This is a genomic window from Falsiroseomonas selenitidurans (genome assembly GCF_012103215.1).
Classification (GTDB): domain Bacteria; phylum Pseudomonadota; class Alphaproteobacteria; order Acetobacterales; family Acetobacteraceae; genus Falsiroseomonas; species Falsiroseomonas selenitidurans.
The window spans coordinates 45905-61615 of the sequence record NZ_JAAVNE010000025.1 but is presented as its reverse complement, the minus strand read 5'-3'; the positions used below and the strand labels follow the sequence as shown (position 1 = coordinate 61615).

Genomic DNA, 15711 nt, shown 5'->3' with positions numbered 1-15711 from the left:
GAATCCTCAGCGCAGGCCGATCAGGCTGTCCGTGCTGCGGCCCCGGCCCGGCTCCAGCAGCTTGTGGTAGAAGTGCCCGGCCACGGTGCGGCCGTCCACCCTTGCATAGGCGGGGTGGGTGCCCCAGCGGATGTAGCCAAGCCCCTCGAACAGCGCGATGGCGCTTTCCTGCGTCTCCCGCACGTCGAGGTTCAGCACGCGCAGGCCGATGCCGGCGGCGTGTTCCTCCACCCGGCGGATCAACTGCCGCGCCAGACCGAAGCCGCGCGCATAGGGGGCGATGTAGGCGTGGGTGACCTGCGCGGCGAAGGCCTGCGCCTCGTTGTTGCGCGGCGGGCGCACCAGCTGGGCGCTGCCCACCACGATGCCGTCGAGGCGCGCGATGAACAGCGTCCGGTCCGGCACCAGCAGCACGCCGCGGAAATGCCGCGCCAGCGCGGCGCGGTCCTGGCTCTGCACCCAGCCGAAGCCGCCGCCATCGATGATCGCCGCGTTCGTCGCCTCGCACAGTTCGGCCAGGTCGTGCGGCGAAATGGCGGTGATGAGTTCCACCCCCATGTCGTGGGTGCCGGCGCGCAGCGTGCTCATGGCGTCCAGGCCAGGAAATTCGCCAGGATGCGCAGCCCGACGCGGCTGCTTTTCTCCACATGGAACTGGGTGCCGGCCACATTGTCCCGCCCGACGATGGCGGCCACGGCGCCACCATAGTCGGTGCTGGCCAGAAGCTGGCCCGCCCGGCCATCGGCCAGGGCATAGGAATGCACGAAATAGGCGTGCTGCCCGGGCTCGATCCCCGCCAGCAGCGGATGCGTCGGCTGCGCCAGGTCCAGCCCGTTCCAGCCCATCTGCGGCAGCGGCAGGGCGGCGCCGGCGGCATCGCGCGGGTCCATCGGCGCGATCTCGCCCTCGATCCAGCCGAGGCCCGGCGTCACGCCATGCTCCAGCCCGCGCTGCGCCATCAGCTGCATGCCGACGCAGATGCCGAGGAAGGGCTTCTTCGAATCGATCACCGAAGATTGCAGTGCGGCTACCATGCCGGGCAGGGCATCCAGGCCGCGGCGGCAGGCGGCGAAGGCGCCCTGACCGGGCAGCACGATACGGTCCGCCGCCCGCACATCGGCGGCCTCGGTGGTCACGGCGACCTCCGCCGGCCGGCCGGATTCGGCCACCACCCGTTCCAGCGCCCGCAGCACGGAGGCGAGGTTGCCCGAGCCGGGATCAACGATGGCGATCTTCATGGCGCCGCCCGCACCAGGTCGGGCCGCTGCTGCACCAGGCGGAACCAGGCGATTTCCTCATCCGGTGCCGCCACCACCCCTGCCAGCGGCCGTCCCTGGCGGGCAAGCCGGGCGCGCAGCCGGTCCCGCGCCTCGAAGCCCGCCAGGAGATGCAGCGCCAGCAGCGCCGCGCCATCGAGGGGGTCCGGCAGCAGCAGGGCGATGGCCAGGGTCAGCGCCAGGAAGCCCAGCGCCTCCCACCACAGGCGGTGCCACAGCAGCCAGAGGACGCCCAGCAGGAAGGCGGCCAGGGCAAAGCCCTCGCGCACCAGGACCGGCGGGCGGGCCTTGGGTTCGGGCCACCCTTCCGGCCCCCCGCTGGGCGGGGGCGGTTCGGCATGGACGGTGAAGAGCCGCATCTCAGCCCTCCAGAGAGCCTTTGGTGGACGGGATGACCCCGGCAGTCCGCGGGTCCATCTCCACCGCCATCCGCAGCGCGCGGGCGACGGCCTTGAAGCACGCTTCGGCAACATGGTGCGCGTTGGTGCCGGCTTTCAACGTCACATGCAGGGTGATGCCGGCATTGAAGGCGAAGGCGCGGAAGAATTCCTCCACCAGCTCGGTGTCGAAGCTGCCGATCTTGGGGCGCTGGAAGGCGACGTCCCAGGCCAGGAAGGGGCGGCCGGAGATGTCGAGTGCGGCCTCCGCCAGCGCCTCGTCCATCGGCAGCAGGCTTTGGCCGTAGCGCCGGATCCCGCGCTTGTCGCCCAGCGCCTGGCGCAGCGCCTGGCCGAGCACGATGCCCACATCCTCCACCGTGTGGTGGTCGTCGATATGCAGGTCGCCCTTCGCCGCCGCCGCCAGGTCCATCAGGGAATGGCGGGCGAGCGCGGTCAGCATGTGGTCGAAGAAGCCGACCCCGGTCGCCACCTCCGCTCGGCCGGACCCATCCAGGTCCAGCGTCAGGCGGATATCGGTTTCCGAGGTGGCGCGGGCGATGGTGGCGCGCCGCGCGATATTCCCGTTCTGGTTGAGTTGCCCGTCCATGGGCGCCGGTTTACGCCGCGGGGCGCCGGTTGGCGAGGGGGATCGGCCGCGCCACGGGGCGAGTGTTGTCGCAGGCGGGTCGCGGTGCCACATGCGCGGTCACCATGATATCCCCCACTCCCCACGATCCCCTCGGCTGGCACGGCACAACCATCCTCTGCGTCCGCAAGGATGGCCGGGTTGCCATGGCCGGCGATGGCCAGGTCTCGCTTGGCCAGACCGTCGTCAAGGGCAATGCCCGCAAGGTCCGCCGCATCGCCCAGGGCCGTGTCCTGGCCGGCTTCGCCGGCGCCACGGCCGATGCCTTCACCCTGCTGGAACGGCTGGAAGCCAAGCTGGAACGCTTCCCGGACCAGCTGGAACGCGCCTGCGTCGAGCTTGCCAAGGATTGGCGCACGGACCGCTACCTGCGGCGGCTGGAGGCGCTGCTGGCGGTGGCCGACGGCAAGCGCAGCCTGCTGCTGACCGGCCAGGGCGATGTGCTGGAACCGGAGGACGCCATCATCGGCATCGGCTCCGGCGGCAATTTCGCCCTGGCCGCGGCGCGGGCGCTGCTGCCGGTGGACGGGCTGTCGGCCGAGGAGATCGCGCGGCGGTCCATGGCGATCGCGGCCGGCATCTGCGTCTACACCAATGGCAACATCGTGCTCGAAGTGATCGAATCGTGACGGAAACGGTAAACCTGTCCCCCCGGGAGATCGTCTCGGAGCTGGACCGCCACATCGTCGGCCAGAAGGACGCCAAGCGCGCGGTCGCCATCGCGCTGCGCAACCGCTGGCGGCGCCAGCAGCTTCCCAGCGGCTTGCGGGAGGAGGTGGTGCCGAAGAACATCCTGATGATCGGCCCGACCGGCTGCGGCAAGACCGAGATCGCCCGCCGCCTGGCGCGCCTGGCCAACGCCCCCTTCCTGAAGGTGGAGGCCACGAAGTTCACCGAGGTCGGCTATGTCGGCCGCGACGTCGAAAGCATCATCCGGGATCTGATCGAGGTTTCGATCACGCAAACCCGGGAAAACTCCCGCAAGGCGGTGCAGGCGAAGGCCGAGCTGAATGCGGAGGAAAGGCTGGTCAGCGCCCTGGTGGGCGAGGGTGCCGCCGGCGAAACCCGCCAGAAGTTCCGCCGCATGCTGCGCGACGGCAGCCTGGAGACGCGGGAGATCGAGGTGCAGGTGGCGGAGCAGGCCGCCCCCATCGGCATGATGGACATGCCCGGCATGCCGCCGCAGATGGGCAACATGCAGGAGATGCTGGGCAAGATGTTCGGCGGCCGCACCAAGCCGCGCCGGATGCAGGTGGCCGAGGCCCGCCAGCACCTGGTGAAGGACGAGGCCGACAAGCTGCTGGACCAGGAGGCGCTGAACCGCGAGGCGATCGCCAATGCCGAGAACAACGGCATCGTCTTCATCGACGAGATCGACAAGGTCTGCGCCCGCACCGGCGAGGGCGGCGTGCGCGGCGGCGACGTCTCCCGCGAGGGCGTGCAGCGGGACCTGCTGCCGCTGATCGAGGGCACGACCGTCACCACCAAGCATGGGCCGGTGAAGACCGACCACATCCTGTTCATCACCTCCGGCGCCTTCCACCAGGCCAAGCCCAGCGACCTGCTGCCCGAATTGCAGGGCCGCCTGCCGATCCGCGTGGAACTCTCCGCCCTGACGCGCGAGGATTTCCGGCGGATCCTGACCGAGCCCGAGCATTCGCTGGTGAAGCAGTATATCGCGCTGCTGGGGACGGAGGGTGTCACGCTCGACATCACCGAGGGCGCGACGGACGCGATCGCGGACCTCGCCGCCGAGATCAATGCGACGGTGGAAAACATTGGCGCACGGCGTCTGGCGACGGTGATGGAACGGCTGCTGGACGAGATCTCCTTCACCGCCTCCGACCGGGGCGGGGAGAGTATTTCGGTGGATGCCGAGCTGGTGCGCAGCCGGGTGGGGCCGCTGGCGGGGAATGCGGATCTGTCGAAGTTCATCCTGTAGGGCCAAATGCCATGGACGTTGGAAAATCCAACGGTTATAACTTCTGTTGACACGCCAACTCTACTGGCGAACGATGGAGGCATGCATGGCAACCCTCAAGCTGCGGGCGATCGGCAATTCGGTCGGCGTCGTCCTGCCGAAGGACGTGCTCTCGAAGCTCGACCTTCGGGAGGGCGACACGCTGCACATGGTGGACAGCCCGGACGGCATTCGCTTGAAGCGTGCCGATCCGGAGTTCGAAAGGCAGATGGAAGAAGCCCGGGCGGTGATGCGCCGCCGGCGTGCGGTGTTGCGCGAACTCGCCAAGTGATGGCGTTCAGGTGATGGCCGACATCACCTGGATCGCCTTGGATGTCGCCCTGGCCATCCATGAAGAACAGATTTCCGAACATGGCGGCGGCGAAGGCATGCGGGACCGCGGCCTGCTCGAGAGCGCGCTTGCCCGACCATTGAACCTGGCAAGCTATGAAGCTGCAGACCTTCCCGCCCTGGCTGCGGCGCGGGGTTGCGGCATCGCCCGCAACCATCCCTTCATCGATGGCAACAAGCGCACGGCCTTTGTGGCGGTCGAGACCTTCCTCGGGCTGAACGGTCTCGACCTCACCGCCGACGACGCAAACTGCGTCCTCACCATGTTGTCAGTCGCAACAGGGGAAATGTCCGAAAGTGAATTCGCCCTCTGGCTGCGGGCCCATACCCAAGCGCGCCCCTGACACCCCATATCTCCTGCCATGTCCCTCACCATCGCCCCGCCCCCGCCCGACATCCTGCCCGAGGCCGCCCGCGCCGAACTGGCCCGCGCCGTGGCGCAGCTTGAGGATGTGTCGCTCGCCGCGCGCTTCTCGGCCGCCATCGGCACGCCGATCGAGGCGCTGAAGAACCGGCTGCCCGGGCCGGCGCAGGCGATGCTGGATGGCGCGGTGAAGCGGGCGCTGTCCTCGGCCATGCAGGCGGCGCTGCGCGCGCAGCCCTCGGCCAACCCCACCCCGCTGCCGGCGGCCTGGTTCCACCGCGGGCTGGCGGCCGCGGCCGGGGCCGCGGGCGGCGCCTTCGGCCTGCCCGGCACGCTGATGGAACTGCCGGTCTCCACCACCCTGCTGCTGCGCCAGATCGCCGCGGTGGCGGAAGCGAATGGGGAGGCGCTGGGCGACCCGCTGATTGCCGCAGAATGCCTGAAGGTCTTCGCCATCGGTGGCCGCGACACGCGCGACGACGCCGCGGAATCCGGCTATTTCGCCGTGCGGCTGGCCCTGGCGGAGGCGCTGAAGGGCGTCACCACCAAGGGGCTGGTGGGCGGCCTGCTGCCCGGCTTCCTCGGCACCATCGCCGGCCGCTTCGGCGGGCCGGTGGCACTGAAGCTGTCGGCGCAGGCCGCGCCGGTGATCGGCGCAGCGGCCGGCGCCGCGGTGAACATCGCCTTTCTGGAGCATTTCCGCGGTGTCGCGGAGGGCCATTTCACCGTCCGCCGCCTGGAACGCCGGCATGGCGCGGTGGCGGTGAGGGCGGCCTATGAGGATCTCGCCCGGCTGCGCGACGCCCGCTTCACGGGCTGAGACCAGGTCGCGGTGATCGCGGCCGATCACCGCCGCAGACGCCGGCATCCGCCCACCAGGCGCGGCGGCCATCCGTCCGCTCGTCCGCCTTCGGCGGGCGCGGTTTCCAGGCGACGCCTGGGCTGACAGGACTCCGGCGCCGCGCCACTCTGTGCCGCATGCCATCAAGCGCCGCCATTCGGGGAGCAGGCCAGGCGCTGGGGGCGCCGGCGCTGGCCATGGGTGCCACCTTCCTGGCCTTCGGCGCCGCGGTGGCGGAAGCCGGGCTGGCGCTGGGCTGGGCGCTGGCCTGCACGGGCGCGGTCTATGGCATGGCCGGGCAGCTCGTGCTGCTGCAGGTGACCGCGACGGGCGGCGCCGCCCTGCCGGCCACCATCGCGGCAACGGCGGCCAATGCGCGCTTCCTGCCCATGGCGGTGGCCATCGCCCCGCTGCTCGGCCGGCGGCGGCTGCGCTGGCTGGCCCTGCCCTTCATCGCCATCACCCCCTGGGCCGCCGGCATGCGCGCCATGCCCGCCTTGCCGGACGCCAGGCGCCTGCCCTGGTTCCTGGGCTTCGCCCTGGCCTCCTGGTGCGTCGCGATGGCGGCCACCGCGGCCGGGCATCTGGCGGCGCCGGCGCTGCCGGTGGCGTTCCGGGCGGCGCTGCTGTTCGCCAACCCGCTGTATTTCGCCCTGCTGCTGGCCGCCGATGCGGGCAGGCCCGGCGTTGCGCCCGCGCTGATCGCCGGTGTGCTGGCGGCGCCGCTGGCCTGGGGGATCGGCGGCGCCTGGGGGCTGCCGGCGGCCGGGCTGCTGGGCGGCACGCTCGCCTTCCTGCTGCGAAGGCACTGGCCGGGGCGGCCGCGATGACCCAGGCAGACCTCGCCCTGGGCCTGACGGTGCTGGTCGGCCTGCTGCTGCGCGGCGCCGGGCTGCTGCTGGGCGGCGCGCTGCGGCCGGACCACCCGGCCATTGCCTGGGCCTCGACCGTCTCCGTCGCCACGCTGGCAGCCTTCGTCACCCTGGCCATTGCCGCGCCGTCCGGGCTGCTGGCGACGGTGCCGCTGGCGGCGCGCCTGGCCGGCTTGGCCGGCGGCGCGCTGGCCTGGCGGGCCTTCGGCTCCCGGCTGCTGCCGGCGATGCTGGGCGGGCTGGCGACGCTGCTGCTCGCGCGGCTCGCCACGGGTTGATGGCGCGTGGGCTCCGATTATGCCCAGGATGCAGGCGGCGACGCAGAAGGTGCCGAAGGCATGGTGCGGCGGGGCCCCGGCGCGAGGATCGGCCTGGACTTCGGATCCCATGCCGGGCGGGAACGCGGCCGGCTGGCGATGGAGAATTTCGGCATCGCCTTCTTCGAGACCGACCTGACGACGGGCCTGGCGGAGATCAGCCCCAACGCCTTCACCATGTTCGGCCTGCCACCGCCGCCCCGCATGCCGGTGGACCGCACCCCCTTCTGGGAGTGCTACCACCCGGACGACAAGGCCGCCGCCCGCGCCACCTTCGAGGCCGATCTGCGCGGCGAGCGGGGCCGCGACACCTATTGCGAGCGCGTGCGCATCATCCGCCAGACCGATCGCGCGATCCGCTGCATCGAATTCCTCGGCCGCATGTTCGGCCCGCCCGGCGCCCGCACCCACATCGTCGGCATGCTGCGCGACGTGACCGAGGCGGTGGAGGCGGAGGAGCGCCAGGCCCTGCTGGCGCGGGAGGTCAATCATCGCGCCAACAACACCCTGTCCGTGGTGCAATCCCTGGTGCGCCTGACCCAGGCGGATGACCTGCCGGATTACCGCCACCGGCTGGAGGCACGCATCCTCTCCCTGGCCCGCACCCACAGCCTGCTGGACCAGGCCGGCCAGGGGCCGACGCCGCTGGCGGCCCTGATCGGGTCGGAGCTGGCCGCCTATGCGGACCACCTTTGCCTGGCGCTGGACCGGGTGCCGGACCTGGCGCCGGCCGCGGTCCAGCCGGTGGCGATGCTGCTGCACGAGCTCGCCACCAACGCCGCCAAGCACGGCGCCTTCCGCAACCCGCAGGGCTGCGTGCGGATCGCCGCGCGGGCGGCGGACGGGCAGGTGGCGCTGCATTGGGCGGAACAGGGCGGGCCGCCTCTGGCCGGCCCGCCATTGCGCCGCGGCACCGGCATGGCGGTGGTGCAGTCGCAGATCCGCCGGCTGGGCGGCACGCTGGTGCTGGACTGGGCGGCCGCCGGCCTGGAAGCCCGGGTGCGGATCCCGCTGGCGCGCTGGGCGCCGTGACCTGCCGGATTCAGGCCCTGTCCCTGTGAGGTGAATCCGCGCCCGCCGCGGGCGGGCAGGCGGGCGAATGGCGGCCGCGCCCGTTGGCGCGCAGCCAGGCCGGCGGATGCCGGCGACGGCGATTGAGGCGGTGATCCTTCACGATCACCAGGATCTTGCCCTCAGGCACCGAAGCCGTAGAGCCGGGCCGGATTGTCCACCAGGATGGCGCGGCGCTGCGCTTCGTCCGGCGCCCAACCGGCCAGCAGGTCCAGCAGCGCCGCATCGTCCGGGATGGCCTGGGCGTTCGGGTGCGGCCAGTTGGTGCCCCACAGCATCTGCGCCGGCGCCGCCGCCACCAGCGCCCGCGCCAGCGGCCCGACGCGGGCCGGGTCCGCCTGGTCCAGGCTGTAGGGGGAGGACAGCTTCACCCAGCCGCGCCCGGCTTCCAGAAGCTCCGTCACCACCGCCCAGGCGGGGTGCAAGGCCCAGTCGGCCAGGGGAAGCTGGGCGAAATGGTCGAAAACGATGGGGCAGGGTGCGGCCCGCAGCACCCCGGCCAGCGCCGCGATGGTCTCCGCCGAGGCGAAGATCTGCAGGTGCCAGCCGAGCTCCGCCATCCGCCCGGCCAGCGGCGCGACATCGGCCGGCGTCAACGGCACGCCCTGCACCAGGTTGGCCCGCGCCCCCACCACGCCGGCCTGCGCCATGGCCCGCAGCGCCGCCAGCGGCGCATCCGGCCGCACCACCGCCACCATCCGCGCCCGCGCCGGCCCGGCCCGCTCCAGCGCCGCCAGGTGCAGGCGGTTGTCGACGCCATAGGTGGAAGGCTGCACCAGCACATGCCGCTGCACGCCAAGGCGCGCCAGCAGCAGCCCGTGCTCGGCCAGCGTGGCGGTGCCATGCGGCCGCGCGCCCGGCGCCACCGGCCAGTCGCCGTCATAGACATGGTGATGGCAATCGACCGCCCCTGGCGGGACCGCCAGAAGGGGGGGTGCCGTGCCGGCGGTGAAGGGGATTTCCGTCTGGGGATGCATGGCGCGTATGATAGAGGCCAAGAACCAAGGGAAGCGAGACACCGTGCTACGGGTTTTCCTCACACACACGCCGGAAATGCGTGGCGGCTACTATGCCGAGACGCCGCTCGCCGCCCTGCGCCAGGTGGCGGAGGTGACGCTGCATGAGGGCGCCCTGCCGCTGTCCGGCGCCGCCCTGGCCGCGGCCGCCGCCGGCTGCCACTGCATCGTGGCCGACCGCGCCACCCCCGGCACGGCGGAGACCTTCGCGGCCGCGTCCGGCCTGCTGGCCTTCCTGCGGGTGGCGGTCGACATCTCCACCATCGACGTGCCGGCCGCCTCCGCCGCCGGGGTGCTGGTGACGCAGGCAACGCCCGGCTTCGTGGACAGCGTCGCGGAACTCGCCATCGGCATGATGATCGACCTGGCGCGCGGCGTCTCGCCGCTGGCCGGCGCCTATCATGCCGGCAGCCCGCCCGGCTCGCGCATGGGCACGCAATTGTCGGGCAAGACGCTGGGGCTGATCGGCTGGGGCCGAATCGCAAGGCGGCTGGCGGAGCTGGCCCAGGCCTTCCGCATGCACATCCTCGTGCACGACCCCTACAACCCGCCGGACCAGCCGGGCGTCACCGCCGCCAGCCTGGACCGGCTGCTGGCGGAGGCGGATTTCCTGGTGCCGCTGGCGGTCTCCACGCCGGAGACGCGGCACATCGTGGGCACGACCGCCTTCGCCGCCCTGAAGCCCGGCGCCTTGCTGGTCAACCTGTCGCGCGGCGAGCTGGTGGACGAAGCCGCCCTGGCCGCCGCGCTGGACAGCGGCCGGCTGCGCGGCGCGGCCATGGATGTGGGCAGCGCGCCGGACCAGCGGCCGGACCCGGCGCTGGCGGCACGGCCGAACGTGGTCGCCACGCCGCATATCGGCGGGTTGACGCCGGAAGCGGCGGAACACCAGGCGATGGACACGGTGCGCCAGGTGGCCGCCCTGGCCCGCGGCGAGATGCCGCCCGGCGCGGTGAACCCGGACGCGGCGCTGCGGCTGCGCCGGCACTGGCAGGGGGCTGCGTGACGCTGCGGCGCATTCGGCCCTCGCCCGGGCGGCAGACCATCGCCGACCTGTCCTGGGCCTCCCTGCGCGTGCCGCGCTGCACCCTGACCGCCCGGCTGCGCATCCCGCGCGCCCTGGCCGGCCGCACCGCGCTGCCGGCGCCGCGGCCGCCCTGGACCGTGCTGTTCACCAAGGCCTTTGCCCTGGTGGCGGAGGACCAGCCCTCGCTGCGCCGCCTGCACGCCACCCTGCCCTCGCCGCGGCTGCTGGAAGCCCCCCATGCGGTGGGCTGCGTGGTGCTGGAACGGCTGCACCAGGGCGTGGCGACGCTGGCGCTGGCCCGCTTCACGGAACCCCATGCCACGCCCATTCCGGTGCTGGCGCAGCAGCTGCACCATGCGAAGACGGCGCCGCCCGGCGCCAGCCGGTCCTTCCACCGGCTGCTGCGCTTCGCCCGCCTGCCCTGGCCGCTGCGCCGGCTGATGCTGCGCTTCGCCCTGGCCACGGCCGCACCGCTGCTGCGCTATGGCGGCACCTTCGCCATCTCCGCCCTCGGGCGGCGGGAAGCGGCGATCGTGGACAGCGTCTCGGTGCTGCCCTGCTTCCTGTCCTATGGCCCGATCGACGCCGATGGCGGGGTGGCGGTGTTCCTGTCCTTCGACCACCGGGTGATGGACGGCGCCGATGGCGCGGCGGCGCTGGAGGGGCTGGAGGCGGCGATGGAGAGCCTGGTGGCGGATGAACTGGCGGCGCTGGCGGCGACGCCGCGCCTCATGCCGGCCGCATGAGCCCGGCGCGGATCCAGACCGCCATCGCCAGCACCCCGGCGCCGGCCAGCAGGAAGGCCACGGTGTAGCCGGCGGCGACGATCACGCTGCCGAACACCACCGAGCCCAGGCTCTGGCCCAGGAACAGCGCCATGGCGAAGGCGGCCACCGCGGTGCCGCGGGCCTCCGGCAGCGCCTCTGTCGCGCGGGCCTGCAGCACGCCATGCAGCATGAAGAACAGCAGGCCGACGCTGCATTGCGCCACCGCCACCATCCACCAGGCCGGCGCCAGGGCGAAGACGGACAGGGCCAGCGCCAGGCCGGCACCGCCCCACAGCACCATCCGCCGCTCCCCCAGCCGGGCCGCCAGCCAGCCCGCCTTCTGGGTATAGGCGAAGGAGCCGAGCGCGAAGCTGGCCACCACCAGCCCGGCCTCCGCCGCGCCCAGCCCGAAGCGCTGGATCAGCAGGCTGGCCAGGAAGGGGAAGGCGCCGCCGAACAGCAGGAAGCCGTCCAGCCCGGCGGCCAGCAGCAGCCGCCGCCCCGCCTTGCGTTCCAGGATGCGGAGGAACCCCGACAGCCCCATGGTCCGCCCGCCACCGGCCGGCGCCTGCCACAGCCCCGGGCCCAGCCGGACAATGAAGAACGCCGTCATCCCCGCCGCCATCAGCCCCAGCCCGAGGAAGGCGGTGCGCCAGCCCGCGGTCTCCGCGATGATGCCGGACAGCGGCGCCGCCAGAAGCTGGGAGGCCACCATGCCGGTCAGCAGCTTGCCGATCATCGCCTGGCGCTGGTCGTAGGGCACGCTGTCGCCGATATGCGCCATGAACAGCGGCATCACCGCCGCGCAGGCCAGCCCCGCCAGCACCCGCACCGTCAGCAGCATGCCGAGATCCCCGGCCTGGGAGGCCGCCAGCTGCGTCGCGGCGAAGCAGCCCATGGAGATGGCGACGATCCGCATCTTGCCGAAGCGGTCGCCGAGCGGTCCCATGACCAGCTGGCCGATGCCATAGGCCAGGGCGAAGCCGCCGATCAGCGGGGCGACCGCGCCCAGGCCGACGCCGAATTCCCGCGCCAGCATCGGCAGCAGCGGGTCCAGCATGCGCATGCCGCAGCCGATGCTGAAGGCGGCCAGCGCCATCAGCCAGACCGGCGGGTCCATGCGGAAGGCGGGGACCAGGGGCTCGGAACCGGGTGCGTCGCCGCTCCCGGGCGGGCCGCTCACGCCGCTTCGGCCTTGCGGGCGCGCGGCGTCCGTTCGCTGTCCGTCTTCAGCTGGCCGCAGGCGGCGGCGATGTCGCGACCACGCGGGCGGCGGACCGGGCTGGAGTAGCCGGCGGCCTCGACGATCTCGGCGAAGGCGCGCACGGCTTCCCCGGTGCTGGTCTTGTAGGGGCTGCCGGGCCAGGGGTTGAACGGGATCAGGTTCACCTTGGCGGGCAGGCCCTTCAGCAGCCGCACCAGCTCATGCGCCTCCGCCGGGCTGTCATTCACGCCGCGCAGCATGACGTATTCGAAGGTGATGCGCCGCGCGTTGGAGGCCCCCGGATAGCGCCGGCAGGCGGCCATCAGCTCCTCGATCGGGTATTTGCGGTTCAGCGGCACGATCTGGTCGCGCAGATCATTGGTCACCGCGTGCAGGGACACGGCGAGGTTCACGTTCAGCTCCGCACCGCAGCGGTCCATCATCGGCACGACGCCGGAGGTGGAGAGCGTGATGCGGCGGCGGGACAGCGCGATGCCCTCATTGTCCATGACGATGCGCATCGCCTTGGCGGTATTCTCATAATTGTAGAGCGGCTCGCCCATGCCCATCACGACGATGTTGGACAGGTGCCGCGCCGTGCCGTCCTTCGGGCTCGGCCATTCGCCATAGCTGTCCCGCGCCGCCATGAACTGGCCGACGATCTCGGCCGCGCCCAGGTTTCTCACGAGTTTCTGTGTGCCGGTGTGGCAGAATCTGCAGGACAGGGTGCAGCCGACCTGGGTGGAGAGGCAGACGGCGCCGCGATCCTCATCCAGCGAGGGGATGTAGACCGTCTCCACCTGCTGCCCGTCGCGGTAGCGGAACAGGAATTTGCGGGTGCCGTCGGTGCTGGTCTGCACCGTCGTGGCTTCCGGCCGCCCCACCACGAAACGCTCTGCCAGCCGGGCCTGCATCGGCTTGGCGATGGAGGGCATGCGGGTGAATTCGGTGACGCCCTGGTGGTAGATCCAGTGCCAGAGCTGCTTGGCGCGGAAGGGCTTTTCCCCGATCGCGACCATCTCGGCGGCCAGTTCCTCCCGCGTCAGGCCGACCAGGTCGCGGCGGCCATCGGGCAGGGTGGCGGCGGGCGGGGCGAAGATCGCGGATTTGGCGAGGATCCGGCTGCGCTCGGCCGCGCTGAGATCGACCGCGTCCGTCCCGTCCTGCTGTCCCGTCCCAGTCTCGGTCCCGGCCCCTGGCCCTGCCTGGCTCACCGCCTGGCCGGGCATTCGCGGGAGATCGCCTCATACGCCGCGGTGAAGCCGATGAGGGAGAAGGTGTCCGTCACCGGCCGCCCGCCCGCGCCCGGCGTCCGCACCATCGCGTCCCGCCCGGCCCGGAAGGCGTCGATCAGCGTGGTGCCGCCCTGGAAGAAGGCGGAGGCGCCGACCACGCCATAGCTGCGGAAATCATTGTTGCCGCCGGAGGAGGTGACGGTCATCACCGCTTCCGCGCCCCGCGGCAGCGCCTGGCCGACGGAAACCGCCACCTGGTCGCGCCCGGCGGGGCGGTGCGTCACCGTCAGCATCACGTTGCGGCGCGCCGCATTCTCGCCATCGCCGGAGCGGGCGAAGGCGTAGCAGATCTTCTGGCCGCCTTCCTGGTGCGTCGCCGCGGTCCAGGACTGGTGCGCGCCCAGCCGCTGCGGCTGGGCGCGCGGCTGTGCCTCGGCGGCAAAGGGAAGGACCAGTGCGGCGAGAAGGGGAAGGGCGATGCGGACCATGGCGCGTTAGATACGGCGGCCCCGTTGCAGGGGCAACCGCCTGCGTGCGGGGTGCGGAATTTCACGCATCTGTTTCCGCCGCCCCCGCGCTTGCTCTATGGACGCCCCCGATGACCCCGCGCGACCCCACCGACGCCCAGCTCGCCGCCCAATACGAGGCGTTCCCCTATCCGCGCCGGGACCCGAGGGACGAGGCGAAGCGCCTGGTGGTCGGCAGCCCCTCGCATCTGCGCGAGGTGGACCACTGGGTGTTCGGCGCCGCCCGCCCGGCCGCGCAGCCGCTGCGCGCGCTGATGGCCGGCGGCGGGTCGGGCGATGGCACCATCATGCTGGCGCAGCAGATGGCGAGCCTCGGCCGGCCGGGGCGGGTCACCTGGCTGGACCGCTCGGCGGCGGCCAGGCGGGTGGCGCAGGCGCGGGCGGCGGCGCGCGGGCTGGACAACATCGCCTTCGAGGACGGCTCGCTGCTGGATCTGCCGGGCTCCGGCCTCGGCCCCTTCGACTATATCGACTGCTGCGGCGTGCTGCACCACCTGCCGGACCCGGCGGAGGGGCTGGCGGCGCTGGCTTCCGTGCTGGCGCCGGGGGGCGGCATGGGCATCATGGTCTATGCCCCGCATGGCCGCACCGGCGTCTACATGCTGCAGGACGCGCTGCGGCTGCTGGCGCCGGCGGGCGATGCGCCGGCGGACCGGGTTGAGATCGCCAAGCGGCTGTGGAAGCAGACGCCGGAGACCGCCTGGCTGCGCAAGAACCCCTGGATCGACGACCACATCAAGGGCGGCGATGCCGGGCTGTACGACCTGCTGCTGAACCCGCGCGACCGCGCCTTCAGCGTGCCGCAACTGGCCGCGCTGGTGGCCGGCGCCGGCCTGCGCATCGCCTGCCTGGTGGAGCCGCTGCGCTACGACCCGGACAGCTACCTGGCGGACCCCCGGCTGCGCGCCCGCACCGCCGGGCTGGACCCCATCGCCCGCGCCGCCCTGGCGGAGGCGATCTGCGGCAATATGGGCATCCATATCGCCTACCTGACCCGCGCCGCGGACCCGGCGCCGGTGGCGGACTGGGCTGACGACGCCGCCATCCCCGTGCTGCGCGAGCTGGACGGGCCGACGCTGGCGCGCGGGCTGCGCCCGGACGGGGTGCTGACCGTCACCTTCGACGGGCTGCGCGTGCCGGTGCCCCTGCCGCGCCTGGCCGCCGCCTTCCTGGCGCGGATCGACGGTCGGAAGAGCTGGGGCGAGATCACCGCCGCCGTCATCGCCGGTGGCGCCAGCGCCGAACAGGCGGCGCGCGACCGCACGGCGCTGGCCGCCGCCATGCAGCGGATGAACCGGCTGCTGCTGGCGGCCCCCTGAGATGCAGGGGGGCGGCGCGCCGGCGGCGGTGGTGATCCTCGGCGCCGCGGTGCGGCCGGATGGCTCGCCCAGCCCGGCGCTGCGGGCCCGGGTGCAGGCGGCCCGCGCCTGGGGGGAGCGGCAGATGCCCCCCGCCCGCTATGTGCCGACCGGCGCCATCGGCCGCCATCCGCCGGCCGAATGCGTGGCGATGGCGGCCATCCTGGCGGCGGCCGGCGTGCCGCATGAGCGCATCCTGCAGGAGCCCAGGGGCACCGATACCCTCTCCTCCGTGCTGGCCTGCGTGGCCTTGCTGCGCGGCATCGGCCATGCGGGGGAAGTGAGGGTGGCGACGCACCGCTACCACCTGCCGCGCAGCCTGCTGCTGTTCCGTCTGGCCGGCTGCCCCGCCCGCGCCGTGCCGCCCCCGGCCGGCCCGACCGAGACCGGACAGCCGCGGCAATGGCAGTGGCGGCTGCGGGAGATCCCGGCCCTGCCCTACGACGCCGCGCTGATGCTCTGGGCCAGGCTGCGCCGGCGGATCTGACGGAACGGCGG

At 72.6% G+C, this 15711-nt stretch carries 20 protein-coding genes; 12 read left to right on the top strand and 8 right to left on the bottom strand.

Annotation, left to right across the window (positions count from 1 at the left end; translation table 11 throughout):
* Positions 1-6: 6 nt before the first annotated feature.
* The 4 genes from HEQ75_RS15910 to hisB are packed head-to-tail and all read right to left on the bottom strand — an operon-like array spanning position 7 to position 2264.
* Positions 7-588 carry a GNAT family N-acetyltransferase gene (locus HEQ75_RS15910; RefSeq protein ID WP_168032347.1) on the bottom strand — a complete coding sequence of 194 codons (582 nt, stop codon included), beginning with the start codon at positions 586-588 and terminating at the stop codon, positions 7-9.
* On the bottom strand, positions 585-1238 hold the full coding sequence (gene hisH / locus HEQ75_RS15905; protein ID WP_168032345.1) for an imidazole glycerol phosphate synthase subunit HisH: 654 nt from the start codon (positions 1236-1238) through the stop codon (positions 585-587). Before hisH ends, HEQ75_RS15910 begins: the two co-directional genes overlap by 4 nt.
* Entirely contained in the window at positions 1235-1636 is a 402-nt protein-coding gene (locus HEQ75_RS15900) for a DUF2628 domain-containing protein (protein ID WP_168032343.1), read from the bottom strand. The genes hisH and HEQ75_RS15900 overlap by 4 nt, the downstream gene beginning before the upstream one ends.
* Before the next feature lies 1 nt (position 1637).
* On the bottom strand, positions 1638-2264 hold the full coding sequence (gene hisB, locus HEQ75_RS15895; RefSeq protein ID WP_168032341.1) for an imidazoleglycerol-phosphate dehydratase HisB: 627 nt from the start codon (positions 2262-2264) through the stop codon (positions 1638-1640).
* 104 nt (positions 2265-2368) lie between these two features.
* Here hisB and hslV point away from each other — a divergent pair, with 104 nt between their 5' ends.
* The 8 genes from hslV to HEQ75_RS15860 all read left to right on the top strand — a co-directional run bounded on the left by hslV (position 2369) and on the right by HEQ75_RS15860 (position 8040).
* Positions 2369-2932, top strand: a complete 564-nt coding sequence (hslV, locus tag HEQ75_RS28300) for an ATP-dependent protease subunit HslV (RefSeq protein WP_235961745.1) — start codon at positions 2369-2371, stop codon at positions 2930-2932.
* Positions 2929-4245: an ATP-dependent protease ATPase subunit HslU gene (hslU, locus tag HEQ75_RS15890; protein WP_328734105.1), complete on the top strand. Its 1317-nt coding sequence runs from the start codon at positions 2929-2931 to the stop codon at positions 4243-4245. Before hslV ends, hslU begins: the two co-directional genes overlap by 4 nt.
* A gap of 85 nt (positions 4246-4330) precedes the next feature.
* Positions 4331-4555, top strand: a complete 225-nt coding sequence (locus HEQ75_RS15885; RefSeq protein WP_168032336.1) for an AbrB/MazE/SpoVT family DNA-binding domain-containing protein — start codon at positions 4331-4333, stop codon at positions 4553-4555.
* Positions 4556-4568: 13 nt separating this feature from the next.
* Positions 4569-4958, top strand: coding sequence for a type II toxin-antitoxin system death-on-curing family toxin (locus tag HEQ75_RS15880; protein WP_168032334.1), 390 nt, complete (start codon positions 4569-4571; stop codon positions 4956-4958).
* Positions 4959-4976: 18 nt separating this feature from the next.
* Positions 4977-5798 carry an EcsC family protein gene (locus HEQ75_RS15875; RefSeq protein WP_168032332.1) on the top strand — a complete coding sequence of 274 codons (822 nt, stop codon included), beginning with the start codon at positions 4977-4979 and terminating at the stop codon, positions 5796-5798.
* A 158-nt stretch (positions 5799-5956) separates the two neighbouring features.
* Entirely contained in the window at positions 5957-6649 is a 693-nt protein-coding gene (locus HEQ75_RS15870; RefSeq protein ID WP_168032330.1) for an AzlC family ABC transporter permease, read from the top strand.
* Entirely contained in the window at positions 6646-6969 is a 324-nt protein-coding gene (locus tag HEQ75_RS15865) for a hypothetical protein (protein WP_168032328.1), read from the top strand. The genes HEQ75_RS15870 and HEQ75_RS15865 overlap by 4 nt, the downstream gene beginning before the upstream one ends.
* Positions 6970-7029: 60 nt before the next feature.
* Positions 7030-8040 (top strand): HWE histidine kinase domain-containing protein, encoded by a 1011-nt coding sequence (locus tag HEQ75_RS15860; protein ID WP_168032326.1) that lies wholly within the window; start codon positions 7030-7032, stop codon positions 8038-8040.
* 161 nt (positions 8041-8201) lie between these two features.
* Here the strand turns inward: HEQ75_RS15860 and HEQ75_RS15855 are convergent, their stop codons facing one another.
* Positions 8202-9056 carry an amidohydrolase family protein gene (locus HEQ75_RS15855; RefSeq protein ID WP_168032324.1) on the bottom strand — a complete coding sequence of 285 codons (855 nt, stop codon included), beginning with the start codon at positions 9054-9056 and terminating at the stop codon, positions 8202-8204.
* Positions 9057-9132: 76 nt separating this feature from the next.
* Here HEQ75_RS15855 and HEQ75_RS15850 point away from each other — a divergent pair, with 76 nt between their 5' ends.
* Together HEQ75_RS15850 and HEQ75_RS15845 are read left to right on the top strand one after the other, a co-directional pair.
* Positions 9133-10101: an NAD(P)-dependent oxidoreductase gene (locus HEQ75_RS15850; RefSeq protein ID WP_235961743.1), complete on the top strand. Its 969-nt coding sequence runs from the start codon at positions 9133-9135 to the stop codon at positions 10099-10101.
* The gene (locus HEQ75_RS15845) at positions 10098-10868 is read left to right on the top strand and encodes a 2-oxo acid dehydrogenase subunit E2 (RefSeq protein ID WP_168032322.1); all 771 of its coding nucleotides are present in this window, start codon (positions 10098-10100) and stop codon (positions 10866-10868) included. The genes HEQ75_RS15850 and HEQ75_RS15845 overlap by 4 nt, the downstream gene beginning before the upstream one ends.
* Here the strand turns inward: HEQ75_RS15845 and HEQ75_RS15840 are convergent.
* The 3 genes from HEQ75_RS15840 to HEQ75_RS15830 form a co-directional block, all read right to left on the bottom strand.
* Positions 10852-12009 carry an MFS transporter gene (locus tag HEQ75_RS15840; protein ID WP_168032320.1) on the bottom strand — a complete coding sequence of 386 codons (1158 nt, stop codon included), beginning with the start codon at positions 12007-12009 and terminating at the stop codon, positions 10852-10854. The genes HEQ75_RS15845 and HEQ75_RS15840 overlap by 17 nt on opposite strands.
* Before the next feature lie 59 nt (positions 12010-12068).
* On the bottom strand, positions 12069-13211 hold the full coding sequence (gene rlmN, locus HEQ75_RS15835) for a 23S rRNA (adenine(2503)-C(2))-methyltransferase RlmN (RefSeq protein WP_328734117.1): 1143 nt from the start codon (positions 13209-13211) through the stop codon (positions 12069-12071).
* Positions 13212-13303: 92 nt separating this feature from the next.
* Positions 13304-13816, bottom strand: coding sequence for an invasion associated locus B family protein (locus HEQ75_RS15830; protein WP_168032316.1), 513 nt, complete (start codon positions 13814-13816; stop codon positions 13304-13306).
* A gap of 110 nt (positions 13817-13926) precedes the next feature.
* On the opposite strand from HEQ75_RS15830, the gene HEQ75_RS15825 reads away from it, so the two are divergent.
* Entirely contained in the window at positions 13927-15174 is a 1248-nt protein-coding gene (locus HEQ75_RS15825; RefSeq protein WP_168032314.1) for a class I SAM-dependent methyltransferase, read from the top strand.
* 1 nt (position 15175) lies between these two features.
* Positions 15176-15700 (top strand): YdcF family protein, encoded by a 525-nt coding sequence (locus HEQ75_RS15820; protein ID WP_168032312.1) that lies wholly within the window; start codon positions 15176-15178, stop codon positions 15698-15700.
* The last annotated feature ends 11 nt before the right edge of the window (positions 15701-15711 follow it).